Annotated in this window: 11 protein-coding genes and 3 riboswitches; of the genes, 1 reads left to right on the top strand and 10 read right to left on the bottom strand. The window is 41.3% G+C overall.

Annotated features, from left to right (window positions below; genetic code table 11):
- Positions 1 to 395: 395 nt before the first annotated feature.
- The 7 genes from ptsG to SB775_RS20720 all read right to left on the bottom strand — a co-directional run bounded on the left by ptsG (position 396) and on the right by SB775_RS20720 (position 11,619).
- Complete coding sequence (gene ptsG / locus SB775_RS20750) at positions 396 to 2,465, bottom strand: glucose-specific PTS transporter subunit IIBC (RefSeq protein ID WP_410863107.1); 2,070 nt, start codon at positions 2,463 to 2,465, stop codon at positions 396 to 398.
- Between the two features lie 214 nt (positions 2,466 to 2,679).
- On the bottom strand, positions 2,680 to 3,522 hold the full coding sequence (gene glcT / locus SB775_RS20745) for a glucose PTS transporter transcription antiterminator GlcT (protein ID WP_125162882.1): 843 nt from the start codon (positions 3,520 to 3,522) through the stop codon (positions 2,680 to 2,682).
- A 153-nt stretch (positions 3,523 to 3,675) separates the two neighbouring features.
- Positions 3,676 to 5,007, bottom strand: coding sequence for an NCS2 family permease (locus SB775_RS20740; RefSeq protein WP_089364198.1), 1,332 nt, complete (start codon positions 5,005 to 5,007; stop codon positions 3,676 to 3,678).
- A 107-nt stretch (positions 5,008 to 5,114) separates the two neighbouring features.
- A riboswitch (purine riboswitch) is annotated at positions 5,115 to 5,216 on the bottom strand.
- 224 nt (positions 5,217 to 5,440) lie between these two features.
- Positions 5,441 to 6,997, bottom strand: coding sequence for a glutamine-hydrolyzing GMP synthase (guaA, locus tag SB775_RS20735; protein WP_061461258.1), 1,557 nt, complete (start codon positions 6,995 to 6,997; stop codon positions 5,441 to 5,443).
- A 142-nt stretch (positions 6,998 to 7,139) separates the two neighbouring features.
- Positions 7,140 to 7,241, bottom strand: a riboswitch (purine riboswitch).
- Positions 7,242 to 7,277: 36 nt separating this feature from the next.
- Positions 7,278 to 9,473, bottom strand: coding sequence for a DUF4129 domain-containing transglutaminase family protein (locus SB775_RS20730; protein WP_410863105.1), 2,196 nt, complete (start codon positions 9,471 to 9,473; stop codon positions 7,278 to 7,280).
- Positions 9,470 to 10,624 (bottom strand): DUF58 domain-containing protein, encoded by a 1,155-nt coding sequence (locus tag SB775_RS20725; RefSeq protein WP_410863104.1) that lies wholly within the window; start codon positions 10,622 to 10,624, stop codon positions 9,470 to 9,472. The genes SB775_RS20730 and SB775_RS20725 overlap by 4 nt, the downstream gene beginning before the upstream one ends.
- 38 nt (positions 10,625 to 10,662) lie before the next feature.
- Positions 10,663 to 11,619 (bottom strand): AAA family ATPase, encoded by a 957-nt coding sequence (locus SB775_RS20720; protein WP_410863102.1) that lies wholly within the window; start codon positions 11,617 to 11,619, stop codon positions 10,663 to 10,665.
- Positions 11,620 to 11,788: 169 nt separating this feature from the next.
- Positions 11,789 to 12,009: riboswitch (cobalamin riboswitch) on the top strand.
- Between the two features lie 264 nt (positions 12,010 to 12,273).
- Between SB775_RS20720 and SB775_RS20715 the strand changes: the two genes are divergently transcribed.
- Positions 12,274 to 12,642, top strand: coding sequence for an ABC transporter substrate-binding protein (locus tag SB775_RS20715; protein ID WP_410863101.1), 369 nt, complete (start codon positions 12,274 to 12,276; stop codon positions 12,640 to 12,642).
- Positions 12,643 to 12,921: 279 nt separating this feature from the next.
- Here SB775_RS20715 and essA read toward each other — a convergent pair whose 3' ends face one another.
- From essA to essC, 3 genes are read right to left on the bottom strand one after another with little or no spacing between them, the layout of a single operon-like run.
- The gene (gene essA / locus SB775_RS20710) at positions 12,922 to 13,404 is read right to left on the bottom strand and encodes a type VII secretion protein EssA (protein ID WP_410863099.1); all 483 of its coding nucleotides are present in this window, start codon (positions 13,402 to 13,404) and stop codon (positions 12,922 to 12,924) included.
- Entirely contained in the window at positions 13,391 to 16,318 is a 2,928-nt protein-coding gene (gene esaA / locus SB775_RS20705; protein ID WP_410863098.1) for a type VII secretion protein EsaA, read from the bottom strand. The genes essA and esaA overlap by 14 nt, the downstream gene beginning before the upstream one ends.
- Complete coding sequence (gene essC / locus SB775_RS20700; RefSeq protein WP_410863097.1) at positions 16,311 to 20,792, bottom strand: type VII secretion protein EssC; 4,482 nt, start codon at positions 20,790 to 20,792, stop codon at positions 16,311 to 16,313. Before essC ends, esaA begins: the two co-directional genes overlap by 8 nt.
- Positions 20,793 to 20,821: the final 29 nt, after the last annotated feature.

Below are 20,821 nucleotides of genomic sequence, written 5' to 3'. Positions count from 1 at the left end.
TTTTGCTTTTTTGATAGTGTGTGCTCACTTAAAATTTAACGTTGGCGCTTTGTTTTGTTCAGTTTTCAAAGAGCAATATTTTCCATCGCTTATTCAGCGACTTAATTAGTGTAACACCATTCGAACTTCATGTCAACAACAAGTTTTAATTTCTCTTGCTTGCCTTCACTGTCTCAAGCGGTGTATTTAATATATTAGCACCTGCATGTAGACAAGTCAATTAAATCTTTAAAAATTCTTTGTTTTTTCAAGAACTACCACCTCCTTCTATATAAACACTGTTTCATTTTATTTTGAAGCATAGAGATTTTAATATCCCAAATGCCCAGCCCTGCTAATGAATAAACAAAAACAGAAGGGCAGCTAATTATAGCCACCCTCCTGTTCTTGAATGTTTATTTGCCGATAGAAATTACGTCCGATTCTTCCCTGTCTACATTCCCCGCCTTTTCAATCTTCACACTTTCACCCTCAGAAAGGTTGGTAAAGACGATTGGCGTAATTATAGAAGTTGCATTGTTTTTGACATATTCTAAATCAACTTTAAGCAACGGCTGTCCGCTTGTCACTTTGTCTCCTTGAGCGACAAGTGCTTCGAAGCCTTTGCCTTCCAACTTAACTGTATCGATCCCGACATGTATTAAGATTTCACGTCCAGCATCGGAAACGATACCTATTGCGTGCATAGTCGGGAATAGGTTAACGATCGTACCATCAACAGGAGAAACAACCAATCCTTCCTCCGGCAAAATGGCAAACCCATCACCCATCATTTTTTCAGCAAAGACTGCATCAGGCACTTCCGTAATCGGTTTTAATTCGCCTTTAATAGGTGAAATAAAGCGCTCGGAAACTTCTTCCGTCCGTAAAGGTTTCGGGACGATATCCTCGATTTGTTTTTCCACGCCCTCTTCAGGAGACGCTTCTACTTTTCGAGGCCTTTTTCCATCGATAATATCCTTCATTTGCCCTTTGATCGTTTCTGAACGAGGTCCGAAGATCGCTTGGATGTTATTGCCAACTTCCAGCACTCCAGCGGCTCCAAGTTTCTTCAACCTATTTTTATCAACGTTACCAATGTCATTCACCGAAACACGAAGACGGGTAATGCAAGCATCTAAGTGAGAAATATTTTCTTTCCCACCCATAGCATCCAAGATATCCCCAGGTAGACTTCCAGCTGTACTTGCAGATCCCCCCGTTTCATCGTCCTCTTCCACTTCACGACCAGGAGTTTTAAGGTTAAACTTCCTTATTGCAAATCTGAATCCAAAGTAATAGATAAGTGCAAAGACTAAACCAACCGGGATAACAATCCAAGCATTGGTTTGAGGATTAATTAAACCAAACAGTACGTAATCGATCAAACCACCCGAGAACGTCATCCCGATTTTCACATTCAGTAAATGCATGGTCATGAAAGATAGACCTGCAAACAGACAGTGGATTCCGAAAAGTACAGGTGCAACAAATAAGAAAGCAAATTCAAGTGGCTCAGTAATCCCAGTCAAGAAAGATGTAAGTGCCGCCGAAGCCATCAAGCCGCCGACTATTTTCTTTCGTTCCGGTCTTGCTTCATGATAAATGGCCAAAGCTGCAGCCGGCAACCCGAACATCATGAATGGATACTTACCAGTCATGAAAGTACCTGCCGTTAAATTCTGTACGCCATCTTTAATTTGCGCCATGAAGATGGCCTGATCACCTCTGACTGGCGTTCCCCCGCCTTGAGGGATATAGCTGCCAAATTCAAACCAGAATGGCGAATAGAAGATATGATGCAACCCAAACGGAATTAACGCACGTTCCACAACCCCGAACACGAAGGCTCCCAGTGTCAGGTTAGCACCTAACATATTTTCGGAAAATGCATTTAATCCCGATTGAATCGTTGGCCAAATCAAAATCATCAACAACCCAAGAATAACTGCGCTTGCAGCTGTTACAATGGGTACAAAACGTTTACCTGCAAAAAATCCTAAATATGAAGGCAGTTCAATTTCATAAAATTTATTATACATAACAGCAGCCATGACACCGACAATAATACCGCCGAACACGCCAGTTCCCAACGTCGGGATACCCAGAACATTGCTGTACACCGCACCATTATTCTCAATGTCGGCAGTGTCAATTCCAAGGACAGTTCCCATCGTCACATTCATAATCAAGAACCCGATAATCGCCGCCAGCCCGGCAACACCCTCTCCACCAGCTAGCCCAATCGCGACCCCCACAGCAAACAACAAGGGAAGATTCCCAAAAATAATATTTCCGGCATTCTCCATGACCGATGCGATCATTTCAACTCCGCCACTCGCAAGAAACGGGGCGATATCCAATAAAGTCTCGTTTTGCAATGCATTACCAAACGCAAGCAATATTCCGGCCGCTGGTAAAATGGCTACTGGAAGCATCAAGGCTTTTCCGATTTTTTGCAAAACACCAAACAACTTCTTAAACATAGGTTTTCCTCCTCTTTACTGTTTTTCCATGCTAATAAAACGGTTACATTTAATGATGGACTTCATCTTCCCACGCAACAGAGTTCTAATACAAAAAAGGCATAAGCAAAGATAGGATTGATATGAAAATTCAGGTATATAATACCCTCTTTCATAACAATCATTCTCCTCACTTATGCCTGATCGAATCAGTAACACGTAAGTTAATGTATTTTTATTTTATTTTCTTTTGTAATCGTTGAATATGCATCGTTAGATAGACAGCTTCCGCATCACAAACCGGTTTGCCTAATTTCTGTTGCATAATTTTTATTAGCTTCCATGAGATATTGTAACACAAGGGATATTCTTCTTTCAATAGCAATGCAATTTTTTCAGGTTCATCTACTTTTTCCCCAGCCAACACCCTGTCTATCATGAATCTTAAATGACGGACCAAACGTGTATAGTCAATGCTTTCCTTATTAATTTGTACGTTGAGCTGTTCCTCAACGACTTGGATAAGATGGTAGATTAATTGTGAGTGCTGATTGACTTCCGATAAGTCTTTATTTGCTATTGCACTATGAATATGAAGCGTAATAAAACCGATTTCCCCTTGGGGAAGGCCTATGCCTGTCTTATCCTGAATTAAGTCGATTACATCAACAGCAATATCATGTTCAAACGGATAAAGGGTTATCGTTTCTTTCAAGAATGGATTTTTGATAGTCATTCCTTGTGAAACACGCTGAAGGGCGAACAGTAAATGATCAGTTAAACCGACATGTATATGTTCATTGAGTTTTCCAGTTACTCGATCGTTAATGAGATGAATGGATTCTATGATGGCAGCTTGAAGACTTTGATCGATCTGCGGTAAAAGTTTTTTATAACTTTCCTGTTCCTTAACATTTTTTAGAACGAATGTTTTTTCCGCAAGTTCCGGACTTAATTCTTCGCCTTTCTTTCGGTTAAAACCTAAGCCCTTTCCAATAGAAACTACTTCACCATACGACGGATGCGTGGCAATCACCACATTATTGTTCAAAACCTTTTCAACGATAAAACCATTCATTTTTCTCCCTCATTTTTTCCCAAAGTCATCCCAATGCCCCATACAGGATAAAGTACTTAGTACTTAGTCCTTTTACTATACACGATAAGACCTTTCTCTTACAACATGAAAGAAGAGCCCCAAAATCAGGGCTCTTCTAACTTACTCACATTATTACTTCAAGAAAATGAAATATAGAAGGAAGACGACTCCAAGTCCCCACATGATTGGGTGAACTTCTTTAGCCCTTCCTTTCATCGACATAGTGATCGGATAGAAGATGAATCCACAAGCTATCCCTGTCGCAATTGAATATGTCATAGGCATCATGATAACGGTAAAGAAGGCCGGAACCGCAATTTCAAACTTCTGCCAGTCAATGTTTTTAAGTGAAGATGCCATTAATACTCCGACTATAACCAATGCCGGCGCAGTTACCGCAGATGTCACCACTGAAAGAAGCGGGAAGAAGAAAAGGGATAGGACAAACAGTAAACCTGTTACTACAGCAGCAAATCCACTTCGAGCACCAGCAGCAACACCTGATGTAGACTCTACATATGATGTAGTGGTGGATGTACCAAGAATTGCACCTGAAACGATGGATAATGAATCAGCTAGTAATCCTTTTCCCACTCTAGGAAGTACATTATCCTTCATCAGTCCAGCTTGTTGCGCAACAGCCACTAACGTACCGGCTGTATCAAAGAAAGCTACGAACAAGAAAGTCAATATCACGATTAACATTTGACCAGTGAAAAGATCACCGGGATTTCCTAGGGCATCGAACGCAACCCCGAATGTTGGCGCTATGCTAGGAACGGCACCGATTATTTTCTCCGGCACCGGAACTTGTCCAAAGATCATTCCTGCAATGGCCGTAATGACCATTCCTATGAACACGCCGCTTTTGACGCCTCTCGTCATCAAAATGACGGTTACGACAATTCCGAACACGGCCAATAAAGTATTTCCTGATGTCAAGTCGCCCAGTCCGACAAGTACACTGTCATCATTCGTGATGATTCCAGCATTCTGAAACCCTACAAAGGTAATGAATAAACCGATACCAGCTCCGACAGCGTATTTCAATTCGACCGGAATTGCATTAATGATTTTCTCACGTATTCCCGATAGGGAAAGCAAAACGAAGATTATACCTGAAATCAATACCCCCGTTAAAGCTGTCTGCCAAGGAATCCCAAAACCAAGTACAACGGTAAAAGCGAAGAAAGCATTCAATCCCATGCCCGGGGCAAGCGAGATTGGATACCTGGCTATAATCCCCATCAATATCGAGCCAATCGCGGCTGCTAAGGCGGTAGCGGCAAAAACCGCTCCGTAGTCCATTCTCAATTCATCCGGATAGTCCTCGATGCTTTGTAAAGTCAGCATCACAGGGTTAACAACCAGGATATATGCCATTGAAAGGAACGTAGTTAGTCCCCCAAGTATTTCACGGCGATAATTAGTTCCCAGCTCATTAAACCGAAAATAGTTTTTCATTATGAGTCTCCCCTATCATAAAATCATAAGCCAACAGAAAATGCCCCATTCACTTTTGAACGGGGCTTGACTGCGGTCATGTAAAGAAGTGGCGGTTTATCCATAACTCGCCAATCCATACACATCGTAGTCAAGCCGTTCACGGCAGCTTGGTAGAAACTTTTGGGCCATATCCCCAATATTATACGACAATTATGTTTTTTTATTATTATAGGTATAGTGTACCAATCACTAAAATAATCGTCAATATACCAAACGAATATCTTTTATGTAATTTTAGGCAATGTTCGCTTTTCGCTATATATCCCTTACTTATTATGGCTATATATTCGCCAACATACGGGAAATGTAATTAATCTACATATTCAAAAATTATTTTAACCAAAAAAAATCAGTGAAGGAAAATTCCTTCACTGATTGGATGATCAATCTTCTATTCCCACTCGATAGTCGCAGGCGGCTTAGACGTAATGTCATACACGACGCGATTTACATGGTTTACTTCATTAACGATTCTCGTCGAGATGATTTCAAGTACATCCCATGGGATTCTCGCCCAATCGGAAGTCATTCCGTCAATGGATGTAACCGCTCGGATCCCGATTGTGTAATCGTAAGTACGGGCGTCGCCCATTACCCCTACACTACGGATGTTAGGAAGCACCGTAAAGTACTGCCAAATTTCACGTTCCAAACCATTCTTTTTAATTTCTTCACGTAATATATGGTCAGACTCACGAACGATTTCAAGTTTTTCATCTGAAATTTCGCCTAATACACGAATGCCTAAACCAGGACCTGGGAATGGTTGACGCCAAACGATTTCATCTGGAATGCCCATTTCACTTCCAAGTGCACGCACTTCATCCTTGAATAAAGTGTTCAATGGCTCGATCAATTTAAATTGCATATCTTCCGGTAAACCGCCAACGTTGTGATGCGATTTAATTGTTTGTGCAGTAGCCGTACCACTTTCAATAATGTCTGTGTAAAGTGTTCCCTGAGCAAGGAAATCAATGCCTTCGAGCTTCGTTGCTTCGTCATCGAATACGTAGATGAATTCGTTGCCGATGATTTTCCGTTTTTGTTCCGGATCTGAAACGCCAGCAAGTTTCGATAGGAAACGTTCTGATGCATCGACCTTGATTACGTTCATATTGAAGCCCTCACTGAATGTTTCCATTACACCTTCGGCTTCTCCTTTACGTAGTAATCCATGATCAACGAAAATACATGTTAACTGATCGCCAATCGCTTTATGAATCAAAACAGCAACAACGGATGAATCCACTCCGCCGCTCAATGCGCATAACACTTTTTTATTTCCGACAGTTTGACGGATTTTCTCCATCTCGACTTCAATGAAGTTCTCCATTGACCAGTCACCTTTGCAACCACAAACGCCGAATACGAAATTTTTCAAAATGTCATTTCCATAAACTGAATGACGGACTTCCGGATGGAATTGTACGGCATACAATTTACGTGACTCGTCACTCATGGCCGAAATTGGGCAAGATGGGTTCGTTCCATCAATCTTGAAACCTTCAGGCGTTTCCACCACTAAATCACCATGGCTCATCCAGACGATTTGTTCTTTCGGCAGATCACTGAATAACTTGGACTCATTTTGGATGGCAAGTGCCGCTTTTCCGTATTCACGGTTTTTCGCTGGTTCCACTTTTCCGCCAAAATGTTTAGTCATAAGCTGCATGCCATAACAAATACCGAAAATCGGTAGGCCCATTTCGAATATGCGTTCATCACAACCAAATGCAGTTGCATCATAAACACTATTCGGGCCCCCTGAGAATATTATTCCCGTTGGGTTCATTTTCTCGATTTCCTCTACAGTAATTGTATGAGGATGAAGCTCACTGTACACACCAAATTCACGGATACGACGAGTGATCAATTGGTTATATTGGCTTCCGAAATCAAGTACTACGATCATTTCCTGGTTCTTTTGCAATTCTGTTTTCCCCGGCACAAACGTCACCTCTATTAATGTAATTCACTCATAAAATCGAGTGATACTTTCTTATAAAAAATATTATCATAAAAAAAGAAAAACTAAAAATCCACCCTCAAAAATACACAAAAAGTATAGACGAAGGCAGATTTTCAGCTTTCCTGTTAAAATCCGCCTTCATAGTCAAATCATTTACGGTGATTCGGTAGAAACTTTCGATCCATATTATCGAGGATATATGAAGGATATATTAGTTTAAGTTAGTTTTTGTTATTGTATCAATATAATAAAAACCTGGTCAAGAGCTAGTTTTTCTCATTAAGCTTTCCCAACCCTTTTGAAAGTGTTTCCATTCGCGATCTTCCACGTCTCCACGATATATCATTAACTCGTATGCAGCCGTCAATTCACTCATCTCATCTGTATCGTACACTACATCCACATAGGCGGCATACTCCCTTAAAGTTTGCCCCTCCGGACGAACTAAACCTGCTCGCTTTAATTGTTTCAGTAATATTAAATATGCTGTCGTAAAACGAGCACCTGATTTGTTTCTATAATGAAGAATCTGCAGATATGGAATCCACTTCCTTCTGGAAAAATAACCTATTGTAGCAAGAATCATTACACTTAACAGTGTGATGGCAGTCCATTTTAAGAGCCCTTCCATGCCCCCAATACCCATTTTGCCTGATGATTGAGTTTCCCTATCGGGTGTATTCTGGCGTTCCCTGGTCTCTTTCTTTGTTTGTCCTTCCTTAGTTGGATCAGAGTTCTTGATCTCTTCCTGTTTCAATTCCGAATCGTAAAATTCAACTTCCCCATCGAAACCCTTTGTCGGCTCGAAGGGGACCCAGCCTATCCCTGAAAAATAAACCTCGGCCCAGGAATGTGCATTATTATTGGTCACCTTATAAACAGATTCACCATCATGGATTGATTTTTCCCCTTCCGTATAGCCCTTTACCCACCTGGCAGGTATATTGGCGGCACGAAGTAAAACGACCATTGCACTTGAATAATTATCACAATACCCTATCTGCGTCTCGAATAAAAATTGATCGACATAATCTTGATTTGTCTCCAGATACGGAATATCGTCCTTTGAATAAATGAATTCAGGTCCGTCAAAATAATCCTCTATTGCTTTTGCTTTATCGTACCAATTCGATTCATTTTTTGTAAGTCGGGATCCCAATTCGTAGATCCGGTTTGGCAATCCCTCTGGAAGCTGTGTGTTTTTTTCCATTAACAAATCCATCGATTCGTCAGGTTCTGTGGTTTTCCTTAACTCAGCTATATCAAAACTCGGCATATCATAGACCAGCCCATACTCTTTCATGACCAGTCTTTCGCCATTTTCCCGTTCAGAAATGACCTTGTCCATACCCTGATAATATTTGAAATCGATTCCGCTTTTGGCCTCAATCTTTTTTAAATACCCGGACTGCGGATGAATTATATGGGAATACGATTCCGTCATGGACAGTTTTGCTGTCATTTCTTCTGTTTTAACCACTTTAGGAACGTCATAAATATTTAAAGATGCCATATCCTGACCGTTGGAAAAAGAGTGAAAGTCCTTTTCCAGTATGGAAACCCATCCTTTCCCGGTATAAACGTCCTTGTTCTCCACTTTCCAATAATGTCCTGCAGGTGCATTATTATAAAAAACGGTGGAACTATCTGGCTCTATCGAACCGCCAAGATCCGAATCGTCTTCATCATATCCGACACTTTTCCCCTTCGAACTACCGTCTTCTTTCAGGGCTTTATCAGAATAAGAAGTAATATAAGGCACTGGGTCCGGCCACTGCGGAGTGAGTTTTGGAGCACCGAAACCAACAAGGACACTTACCGATATCATTCCGGTCAGCATCAAGATCCATTTATTTATGGAAACCATCGGAAACCTAATCATCTCCTGTATCGTTAGACGCAGCAGGGACAGCAGACCGAGCATCAAGAACCCGATGCTGATGATTCTTATCATTGCCTTATCCCCCACATAGGGAGTGAATGTATCTAGTACAGAAATGAAAATCACCGTTAACATAAAAAAGAAAAAGATGCTTTGCCTCACTATCACCCAGTAATGGATCAAATACGATACAAGCCAAAGAAGGGTAAAAAACAGAAACGTCCGAAATGGATTTGTTATCAATTCCCAATTCCCATCGTATATATACCCTAGGTTTCCCGAAAAATCCACTAGAAATCCTTTCAACCATGATAATTGAAATAAAGCGTTTTTCGAATGAAGGAACTGTAAAGAAATCATTATATAAGCACTAATGAGAATAAACCGGATTGACCAATGCACGCGGAAATAGTGCAGCAGTAAGGAAAAAATCAAAAATAGAACAAAAATGATGATATTCCCTGTATCTGTGAGTTTATCGACAGGCCTTAACCACTCAGTGATCAACAACAGACCAAAGATATATAGGAGGACATGCATGAACCTTTCCAACTTTTCGGTAGTGACTTTCATTTCGCCATCACCTCTGATAAATCACACTTTAGTTGGCCATGTTCAAAAAAGCTAACCTTTATCCCCCTCGAGACTGCTGTAGATCTTGACATTTTTTCCTCATCAGTAAGATCTGCCGGTTTCTTCACGCATAACATCAATCCATTATTAGCAAGGGAAGCACTCAACATGTCCACCTTTTCTAAGGTTAAGTCTGAAACAATGAATATCACAGCAGCGTTTGCCGGAAGGATTCCCTTCCATATCTTTTCGTCCAATGCGTTTACCTCACTTGGTTCTTCTTTAGCAAGTCGGTAAAAAATCTTTCGTCTATGGTTATTGCCTGCTCCTGTCGGTATGATTACCCTCGATCCCATACTTGCATACCCGATCTCCATGCCTTTTTTTAACATGGCATGTGCGATGGAAGCCGTCATTACAATGGATTCTTCTAATAAATCCGAAGGCTTATTATCAAGCACGATGAATAAATCCCGGTTTTTCTGCACTTCGAATTCCTTCGTCATGATTTCACTCGTTCTAGCCGTCGCCTTCCAGTTAATCCATGACAACTGATCGCCTGGCTGATACTTCCTTACCCCGGAGACCACTGAATGTTCCCGTTGTGTTTTCTTTGTTGAACCCACCGCCCCCTGATTGAGCACTCGATCAAGATCATTGTAGGCAAGCTCATGATATGGAGGGAAAACAGTTATTTTCAAAGGTGAGCTATATATCGCCTCCTTTTCAAAGAGCCCGAAAAAGTCCCCAATCCAAAAGCGGATCGATTGAAACGAATGTTCTCCGCGTGGCAAGTTTTCCAATGTATATGACATACTGAAGGTACGCTTGAACCCCGGAAAAATCATTATTTTCCTTTGGAATCCGCTATCTTCCATCCTCTGAGGCAATTCCTCCTCTACCAACATAAATAATAGGGGCATTAGGTTTTTACGGGTAAATGTAAAGACTATTTCAACAGAATCTCCTGGATAGCATTCCCGTTTATTGCTCTTTCTCTCAACGGTAAAGGCATGCAGCGGATAAAACAGCAGAATCGCAGCGTAAGTAGAAAATGGCAAAAACGAATAAAAAATAAACCAACTGACAAAACCACCTTGAAACATTGCAAAGCAAAAGGTAACGGCCATGAGTGATACCAGTCCGATCACACTCATATTTCCCCTTGAAATGCTGATGAATTTGCCCATTAAGTCACAACCCGCTTTACAGGCACTTGAGTCATCGCGACAATTTCATGTATCACCATCCCGGTATCGAATCCATCATAATTCGCTTCGGGTTTCAAAATAAGCCGGTGGGAGAATACGAATGGAACTAAATATTGAACATCGTCCGGTAAAACATAGTCCCTGCCCTGGATCAAAGCGTATGCTTGGGCTGCCTTCATCAACGCTATCGATCCACGCGGGCTTACCCCTAAATAAACCCCTTCATGCGTACGGGTTTGATTCGCCAATTCAACAATATAACGTTTTATTGAATCATCCACTATCACCGCTTTTACCTCTGCCTGTAATGATATCAATTCATCTATGGTGATGACGGATTCCAGCTCTTCAAGCGGTGCCATATATTGAGCCCTATGAAGTACCTCTATCTCTTCTTCCACACCTGGATAGCCAATGTTCATTTTTAATAGGAATCTATCCAATTGAGCCTCTGGAAGCGGATATGTTCCCTCGTACTCAATGGGATTTTGTGTTGCCATTACGAAAAAGGGCTTATCCAATCCTCTTGTGATACCATCAATCGTCACACTTGCCTCTTCCATGGCTTCAAGCAAGGCAGACTGCGTTTTAGGCGAGGTCCGGTTAATTTCATCGGCTAAAATAATATGGCCCATTATCGGTCCTGGCCTAAAAATGAATTCTTGTTCCTTAGGATTAAAGATTGAAACACCCGTTACATCAGAAGGCAGTAAATCAGGCGTGAATTGTATACGCTTAAAGCTTGCACCAATTGATTTTGCCAGCGCCCTTACCATGACTGTCTTTCCCACACCCGGAACATCCTCCAATAAGACATGTCCACCGGAAAGAAGTGCCACGATGCTTAGTTCTGCTATATCCCGTTTTCCGACAATCACCTTTTCGATATTACCCAGAACCATTTCAAGTTTCTGATTGACCTGCTTATAACTCATTCTCTACCTCCTGAGATTTCCCTTTCATTTCATATCTTTTCTATATCAATGCCAACACGCTGTTTACATTAAGATCCAATTAAACCTTACATTGTAAGTTTACTAGATATTCGGTAATCCATAAACGAATTTCTCTAAATATATTAATACTGCTTAATGAATAAGGTTTGGCAAACTGTTGCTAATAAGTGCTGCCTTGTCAGCTTATTAGGGAATTCGGTTTAAAACCGAAGCTGTTTCCGCAACTGTAAGTGCTACTGATATAAGATGCGTACCACATATTCGAGGATGTAATCACACGCCGATTGCCGTCCACATAGCCCAAACGGGAAGGCTCTTAGAGTAAAATGACGCACGAGCCAGAAGACCTGCCTTTTTTTACCGTATTATGCTCTTCGGAAGATAGAAGATTGTACGGCTCTTCCACCTTTTTTCTACTAAAGATACATAGATGCCCGATGCCGGCCAAACCTCTTGGTCGGCTTTTTGTTTTGCTGCAAAAAGCGATACGGAGGTCATTCACCCAACTACGATGATGTGTATGGAGATATCGGGAAGATCGCAAAAGTCATGGGCGTTACCGAAGAAGGGGGTAAATTAGTGAAGGATATCAAATCCAAATTGCAAGTGTCGAGGAAAAAGTGGAAACTTTAAATGAAAAGGAACAAACATAATTTGAAATTAGTCCTGCTCGGAAATCTATACACCAGGAGGGAAACCTTCCAACAAGAAACCTTGGACAATGCCGGCATTAAAAACATCTTTGCTGACCAAAAAGGCTGGGTTAAAGTATCCGATGAAGAAATCGTCAAGAGAAACCATAAATCCATCATTACCACTGCCACGTTTGCAGAAGATGCTGTTGATGAAATTAAATCGTGTACAGGCTGGGAAGATATCAATGCCGCAAAAAATGATGACGTCCATTTACTTGATGAAAATGTCACGTCACGTCCTGGACCAAGGATCGGGGAAGCTGCTGAACCCGGAGCAATAACCGCTTATCCTGACCTGGTCAAATAACTCAGAAAGAAAGGATACTCCGGTCATTAGGCAATAAATCTACGATCACATGATCTATTTATCTTAAGGAATTAAAAATGCACCAACTTCCTTTCTTTCTTGTTTATGCTAAAATAAATGCAATCCACTCATAAGATATAAGAGGAACTGATGAACATGTATAAAAAATTCTTCATTTTGATCTTCGCAGCCGCCCTTCTTTTAGGGCTTATTAAAACCATTACGGATATGTAGCAAAAACAGCCCGAGTCCTGACATTAGTCAGGACTCGGGCTGTTTTCATTTTCGTTTAACCTCTCCATTAAACTTACCCATTTTCGGGATAAGGATAAAAAACAAACAAATAACAGAAAGTGCCAAAACGATGCCGAGCAATATCGTCAGGTCAAAATTAAGGGAAGGCTCTGTTTCTTCTTCGCTTCTCGTTCGAATGCTGACTTCCGAGAATAATCCAAGCTGTTCTGATTTTGAAGCGATGGTATTATTTTGATTCTTCGTTACCGGAGAAAGAAACAGTGAATCCTTCACCGAATCCATGACATCATATTTCCCTCTTTCAAAAGTAAGGTCCTTTTGTTCTTCAGGCAATCTCCGCTTCTGCTCCAACAATCCTTCCTCATGGAAATATTCCGTTTGAATATCAATATCATTTTCTTGATATTCATTGGGCTCCACCATGGGTTCCTCTTCTGCCCCGCCATGCGGTGTATGGCTAAAGAACATGAAGAATAAGACTGCCATTACGTATTTAATCCACTTCATGGGCCATTTCTCTTCTTTCTGTAAGACGCCTCACTATATATGGAATGACCGTTCCGATAAGCGTCAGTACAATCAAAATGATAATAGCCGGAATGAATGCCGACTGATTACCGAATTGAATGGACATGTATGCGTCTGCAACCGGGTGGTCGACATTGAAATTAGGCATGATTAAATCCAATAATGGAATGGTAAAGAAACTGATTAAACCAATCACAAGGATAGAACCGACAAACGGACCAATTGAGAAGGCAAGCCGGGTAAACGCTGAACAGAAGAATAAAAGCAGGACAGTGAAAACGGTCCATTTAATCTCCTGCATATCGCCCAGTGGATAAATCTTCAAACCATATATGCTGATTATTAAACCTACGCTCAGATTCAATAAGGTAAACAAAGCCGCATGGACCATCATTGGCATGGTTTCATAATGATGCAGGAAGAAACCGATCAATAACCCAGAAATGAGTATGATCACCAACATGACAATTGGCGGGATATTGACCTTTTCCTGATGAAGGACTTCCCCGCTGATTTGAACGGGATTCGCTAAATATTCATACACATACCCGTTCTGCTGATCATCGACTAGAGTGTTGTTCAAGACACTATATACGTCCGTCTTGATTTTTACGGTTGAGTCTACATTTTGGGACCAATTATCATTAAGCTGATCGGCCCTTTCCTGTACGGACCCCACTTTCGCTTGCAGGTCTGCTGTTTCCTTCGTAACCATGTCTTGCCGTTCCGCTACAGAATTGACAAGGGCGGAAATGAAGCCGACAGTTTTTGCCGTATTGTCTTGAAGTGAGACAAACATTTCACCATCAAGGTTCACTGGAGGTTCCGTCCCTATTTCAGGATCTCCCATATGATCTGATAAATTGGCAGATACTCCTTGAGCCCGTTCGGTAATTGCCGCCAATTCAGCTAAAGTTGCTTTCTGCCCTGATTCGACGTTTGCATCATATTCCTTCATATAACCCATAATGGAGTCGGAGAACATCCGAAAGTTTTCATTGACTCCTGCCAAACTTGCTTTGACGAGTTTTGCTTCTTCATCTACATTTCCGGAAACCCCAATTTTCAAGTTTTCCAATTCTTTTATATTGGCTGCAAAAACCTTATCTACATTTGCTTCCGTGACTCTTTCAGCCAATTCTCCATAAGATGAGAGTGAACCATAATAGGCAAGGAGGGTAGTTGAATCCCGGTTAGTGATAGGTTTTTCAAAGGCCTTCACCAACATTGCCCGCCTTTCTCCCCCCACCTTTTCAAGCAATGCCTGTTCGAGATTCTTGATCTCTGTGATGGTCTCGTCAATTGTCATACTCTGGATATCCTGTAATTTTTGAATATCTTCCTGTGACTTCTTCCACTGATCACCTAGATCCTTATAATTCGTGCCAAGATCATTATAATCAGTCTGTAATTGCGTAAACTGTGCAAGCAGATCATTATATGAATCTACCAGTGTATTAAATTCCGTTATCACTTCATTATAATTTCCCGTTCTGCCGTTTACCGTTCCGCTAAGATTATTGATTTCAGTTTGGAGTTCTGCTGTAAGAATATTGATTTGTTCAGCGGTTCCTTCATTCCCCTCTGCCGGCACCAAACTTTCAAGTGCCGTGTTGATGCCATTTATTTGATCCAGCAGTCCCTGTAGCGACAGTTCATCAATCGGGTCCTTCTTTGAAGGAGCAGCCTCCGATTCACCTTTACCCGTTTCCGTTTCAATATCTTCTATAGATGTCGGTCCTTCACCAATAATTCCCCCATCACCAGAACCGCTTGCAAGATTTCCTCTTTGCATAAGCAAGGTAGACTGAAGGTTTTCAAGACCCGCCTCTTCAGATTGTTTGAATTGTTCAATCGAGCTTTGTTGATCTTGGGTGATTTTCGTAATTTGTTCTACTTGTTTGTCTTTCATGCTTGTTGAAAACTCTTCCAATTCATTATTACTAGAATCAAGTTTCTGCTGCATGACTTCAACATTCCCATTAATGCCTTGGTCATTTAGACTGTATTTCGTATTCATCCCTTGCTGAATCTCAGGTACAGATTGGTTCCCCTCATTCAACACCTTGTCATATGATCGTACACTGTCCATGATAAGCTGCTGATTTTGGGCCGAGGTTTTCTCAAAAAGGTTACTTTGAGCTTTTTGATATTCCTCAAAAGAGGCTACATCCTTCACAAAGGAAGCCATCTGGGCTTTAGTGTTCCCTATTTCACCCCTCATTTCATTACCCGTTTTCCCAGCATCCTTCATCTGGGCAAAGACTCCTTCAAGCATGTCCCTATGTTGTTTGATTTCCCCAGCAAGGCTTTCCGAGCTTGGAGTATAAAACTCATACATTGTGTTTTGAAAAGCGATTTCTTTAGCAAGGACATTATCGAACTTCTTACGGATGTCCTCGACTGATTGGGAAACGTAACTCCAATACTGTGTTGAAATATGCTTATTCATTTTATTCTTTGTCTTTTCTAATTCCTTTTGTACCTTCTCCATATTCTCTGCATTCAAACTTGTTTGTACCTTGTACTTAATTCCCGCCTTAACAGGCTGCTCATCATCGAACGTATAAATATTCTCTGAAAAATCGGATGGGAAATATATAACTGCATCATACTTTTCATTTTCAAGTCCACTTTCCGCCGTACTTCTGTTAACCACAAACCACTCATATTCAGAATCCTTGTCCAAGGTAGTAACTAGCTCTGAACCCACGTATATGGGATTGTTGTTAAATTCAGTGCCATTATCTTCATTGACAATCGCGATTTCACGAGAAGCCGTTTCTGTCTTTTTCATTGGATTTTGGCCAATATAAGAAAAAAACAGGATGGGCAGCGCTAAGATCACCAATATTTTACCGATTAATAACATCGGTTTTATTTTTTCAGACACTCTCTTGCACTCTCCTTCTATATTCACTTAGAGGAATTTGGATTTTACTTTCCTGACCGTTTAGTACAAAATATCCGTAACCAGGCTGAATTTCTTCTTCTTTTCTCGAATAGGAGAGCGTATACAAGCTTTGGTCTGATTTTTTAAGAAGCAAAACAGCCTGTCTGACTTGTTTCAATTCAGTTGTCAACGAATCATATCCCTTGGTGAAGTCGTTAGCATTTCCAGCTACGATCAGACTAAATCCTAAATGGCTGTACTGTTTCATCAGGCCACTGATCCTATCCTGAATCCTGCCGTCGATCGTTTGTTGAATCCTTGAAAGGCTATCTATGACAAATATGATGGATGGGAATTCCAGCTGCTTCATCGGTTTCATTTCCAATGCCGCTAGATATTGTCGTTCACGATCTTCAAAGATTTCAGTGATATGATCGAGCCATTCGGATATCTGATCTTTCGTTTCCACATAACGTACAGTCTCAAATAAAGCATATGAAGATAGTCCACGATCGACTCCGTCAAACAAACCAATTTCTCCAATTGTCTGTGTAAGCAACGATTCCAAGAGCACTTTAAGGACATTCGTTTTCCCTTTACGTGACTGTCCCACGACAAGCAAGAATGGATTGGAATTCAACTCCACGGAAACAGGCGTAACGCTCTCCTCTGACAGCCCGATTGGAATTGAATCCTTCTTAATGGCTTGTGAGCAGTAACTCTTGAAGCTGCTTGAATCAAGACGTGCCGGTAACATCGGAATCGCCGGCGGTTTGGCCATTTCCTTATATTTAACCTTATAATCTGCCACGGCCCGTTTCATTTCTTCCAAAACGGCTATATCATCCGCTCCATCGGCTGGTAAATAAACCTGCGTGAGATAGGTTTGGTCCTTCTTCACCAACGCCCTTCCCGGAACAGGTTCATTTTCATAGAGGGTCCTTCCCAGAACAGAATATTGTTCCGAACTGTCCATTAAGTAATGGACGACCTTCGTCTTAAGACTATTCATTAACGGCTGGCGAATCGCATTGATTCTCGTTGCCGTTAAAATCATGAAAATTCCAAGTGATTGCCCATCACGTGCAAACTGAATGAGCTGTGCTTCCTGGTCCAGCATTTCATCCTTCACTAAATCGAAATTGTCGACCACGATAAAAATGATCGGCAATTTATCCTCCACTAATGCGTTATAAAGCTTTATGTTACTAAGCTCCCTTTCTGAAAAAAGCTGCTTACGCCTTTCCATTTCCGCTTTCATGAACAACATGAATTTTTCAATTTTCCTTAACTCATCGAATCGAAAGTAATCCCCTGTGTGAGGCAGCTGGCGCAATGGCAGTAAAGCGCCATTCCCGAAATCGAAAATGTAATAATGCAGTTCTTCAGGAGTGAATTGATCTGCAAAACTAAAGAGAAGGGTCAAAACGGTGGTTGACTTGCCGTATCCGGAAGAACCAAAAATCCCAACATTCCCATCCTCAATCCAGTTATAGATATAATTTGTCTGGCTCTGCAATTCGGGCTCATCCTTCATTCCTAGATGGAATTGATACATCGCCAGGCTTGTCTCAGCATTTCTCGATAGACGGTCTTGAAGAGGCTGAAGCCATGGGCTTGCCAACTTCTTAATCTTCATTTCTTCCTGCGTCTTCACAATATGATCCGCAACGGCTTCAATTTCACTTATCTTTTCTTTCCTCTTATTAGTAATTTGTTCCGATACATTTGAGATTTGGACAAGACCAAGGTCTGTGACGATTGCCACTTCATCCTCAGATCCAACCGTATCCTCTAAATATGGTGCACCGCTCCAAGCTGACTGAAACAGTTCATACACCTCATTATTTCCTACCTGCAAATATCCCCGACCGGTGACAGTAATATTTGCGGCATCACTATTTTTAAGAATTTCCTTACTATCATTTGCATCCTGCACTTTTAAAGAAATTTTAAAACGGGCATTGCTCCAAATCTGGTTATCAATAACACCGCCTGGCTTTTGCGTGGCAAGAATCAAATGAACACCCAAGCTCCGTCCAATTCTTGCCGTACTCACTAATTCGCGGATGAAATCAGGTTCTTCGTTTTTAAGTTCGGCAAACTCATCAGATATCAAAAATAAATGTGGTAACGGTTCATCCGCTTTGCCCTCTTTGTATAAATCCGTGTAATCATTGATATGATTGACTTCGTATCGATCAAACATGCGCTGGCGCTTCTTCAATTCGCTATTGATGGAGGCTAGTGCCCTGGCACTGAAGTTCTTGCTTCCCTCAATATTAGTAATTACTCCCAACAGATGAGGGATCTGCCTGAATGGCTGTGCCATTCCACCGCCTTTATAATCAATGAGCAAAAAAGCAACTTCATGTGGATGATAATGAACGGCTAATGATAGGATGTAAGTTTGCAGTAATTCACTTTTCCCTGACCCTGTCGTCCCGGCAACCAATCCATGGGGGCCATGTGCCTTTTCGTGCAAGTTCAATTCAACCCTATCCGTTTTCCCTTTCAATCCAATCGGTACTGCCAAGGATTTGGAGGACTGATTGGTCCGCCAGTTTTGGCTGATAGGAAGCTCTTCCACTTCACGTGCTTTCAATAATTCCAGAAATGAAACCGTTTCTGGTATTGAATTGTTCATGCCCTTTTGATGATCTAGTGAACGCAGCATACGTGCATATCGCTCATTTCCTTCCGATGTATGTGCATCAAGTGTAAAAGGAGTATGAACAGCCTTCGTTTGCTGGATGAGAATCTCACCTTCGCGATCATTTATATACTTCACAAGTGTATGGACATTTTCCGTCAAACTCTCTTTTGCATCCGCAGCAAAAATCGTCGAGATACCTAAATCGTCTGTTTTACCTTCTAAATATTCCAATATGACATGCTCTGCAATTAAATTACGATCCGTGACAATAAAGACAAAATGGGGAGTGAATCTCGCTTTCCCTTTGTTCTCATCCATATCTCTTTCCCTCAATAGCTGATAAATCGAAGTCAGCAGCTGATCGCGTGATTGCTCATTGTATATAAAGCCTTTTGCATAGGCATGTGGCAGTTGAAAATGAGGGAGCCATTTCATCCATTCCCATTCTTGGTAATCCTTTTCCGGAAAAATGGCCACAAAACGAACATCATGATAACTATGAAAAAAGGACAGCTGTCCAATCAATTGTTGCAGTTCGCGTTTAACAATCGATTCCTTTCCGACAAGGCCCATCGATCCGCTTGATAAATCGATGGATAACGGAAGATCATCCAGGTTTTTGTATACATCCACAAGTTCCTGCGACTGCTCAAGTAAATCATCTATATCCCGATTGGACATATCGTTACTATTTGCCGAAACCTCATAACTTGAGGGTACGGTCGCCGTTCCGATCTTAAAGTGGAGAGCGTCTTCACTCTCCAACGTTCTCTCCCAAATACGGTCGCTGATACTATCAGTTAGATGCTTCATCCTTTCAAAAGAAGGGTAATGATAGAACAGCACTTTCTTTAGCTTTTCAGACAGCTCTTGCAGTTCTTCCCTCTTCTGGTCTAGATACCTGGTATACACACGTTGACGTTTCTCATCTCTGAATTTTTGCTTCTTTTTGTCTTTAAAGTATTGAACCGTCGAGGTTACTAAAGTCGTTGTGAACATCACAATCGATATGATGATGAAAATGCCCCGAGGCTGAACGATCGTGATGACCCCCATGACAATAAGCATCATTAACGGCGGCATCAGGATTAACCATAACCCTCTATTATTATCTTCCGATTCTTGGCTTGGAAATGATATCGTCACTTTCTCATCCGGCAATTCATAGATCATCCTTGGTGTCCGGCGATATTGTGGATAGCTTTTCTTCATTTCAGAGATTGGCTTCTTCATTTTAGATAAAGTTGTTTCATAACTCTCCGCACTATGAATCATCAATAGGTCGCCTTCAATCAACCTAAGCAACATATTTGGCCAGCAAATCAGATCACCATTTTGAACGGGAGCAGCCTTCGTTACCTTTTCACCATTCAGGAAAATCCTACTTTTTTCTTTAGGTATGAGAAGCCACTGCCCTTTATGAAGAACAAAGGAAAAGCCATTGCCGGGAAAAGGTCCTTCTTTACGGAAGGTTGCTCCCTCCTTGGCCGATATAGTGATTTCTTTCAAGTTGCCAATATAATAGAGGCTTTCTTCCAATTCCCCTGCCGTATAAAAAATCTCGACCGTTTCTTCTCCTTCATGAAAGGTGAAGCTTTGGAATGGTTTTACATCGCCAAGCTTCTTTCCCTCCCTAAACACCTCATATTCATTAAGCCCATCATGTTTTCTCAGCTTGATGGATCCATGTTCAAAGGGAAGGGAATAGACGGTGATCGTATCCTGTTTTGATGGCCCTATCGTAATTGGACCGTTATGATTATCCTTGATCGTATAGGACTGGTAGGTCCCCTTAGAATAAATCCATAATAAACTCATTAAATCTCACCTCCGCAAACACCCAATGC

It is taken from the genome of Peribacillus sp. SIMBA_075, from assembly GCF_046534585.1.
The sequence above is the reverse complement of the archived record's forward strand: the minus strand, read 5'-3'. Positions and strand labels throughout refer to the sequence as shown.

Coding starts and splice junctions, on each gene's coding strand:
- ptsG (WP_410863107.1), bottom strand. CDS start 2,465: ATGTTTAAGAAGTTGTTTGGTGTTTTGCAAAAAATCGGAAAAGCCTTG.
- glcT (WP_125162882.1), bottom strand. CDS start 3,522: ATGAATGGTTTTATCGTTGAAAAGGTTTTGAACAATAATGTGGTGATT.
- SB775_RS20740 (WP_089364198.1), bottom strand. CDS start 5,007: ATGAAAAACTATTTTCGGTTTAATGAGCTGGGAACTAATTATCGCCGT.
- SB775_RS20730 (WP_410863105.1), bottom strand. CDS start 9,473: ATGAAAGTCACTACCGAAAAGTTGGAAAGGTTCATGCATGTCCTCCTA.
- SB775_RS20720 (WP_410863102.1), bottom strand. CDS start 11,619: ATGAGTTATAAGCAGGTCAATCAGAAACTTGAAATGGTTCTGGGTAAT.
- SB775_RS20715 (WP_410863101.1), top strand. CDS start 12,274: ATGAAAAGGAACAAACATAATTTGAAATTAGTCCTGCTCGGAAATCTA.
- essA (WP_410863099.1), bottom strand. CDS start 13,404: ATGAAGTGGATTAAATACGTAATGGCAGTCTTATTCTTCATGTTCTTT.
- essC (WP_410863097.1), bottom strand. CDS start 20,792: ATGAGTTTATTATGGATTTATTCTAAGGGGACCTACCAGTCCTATACG.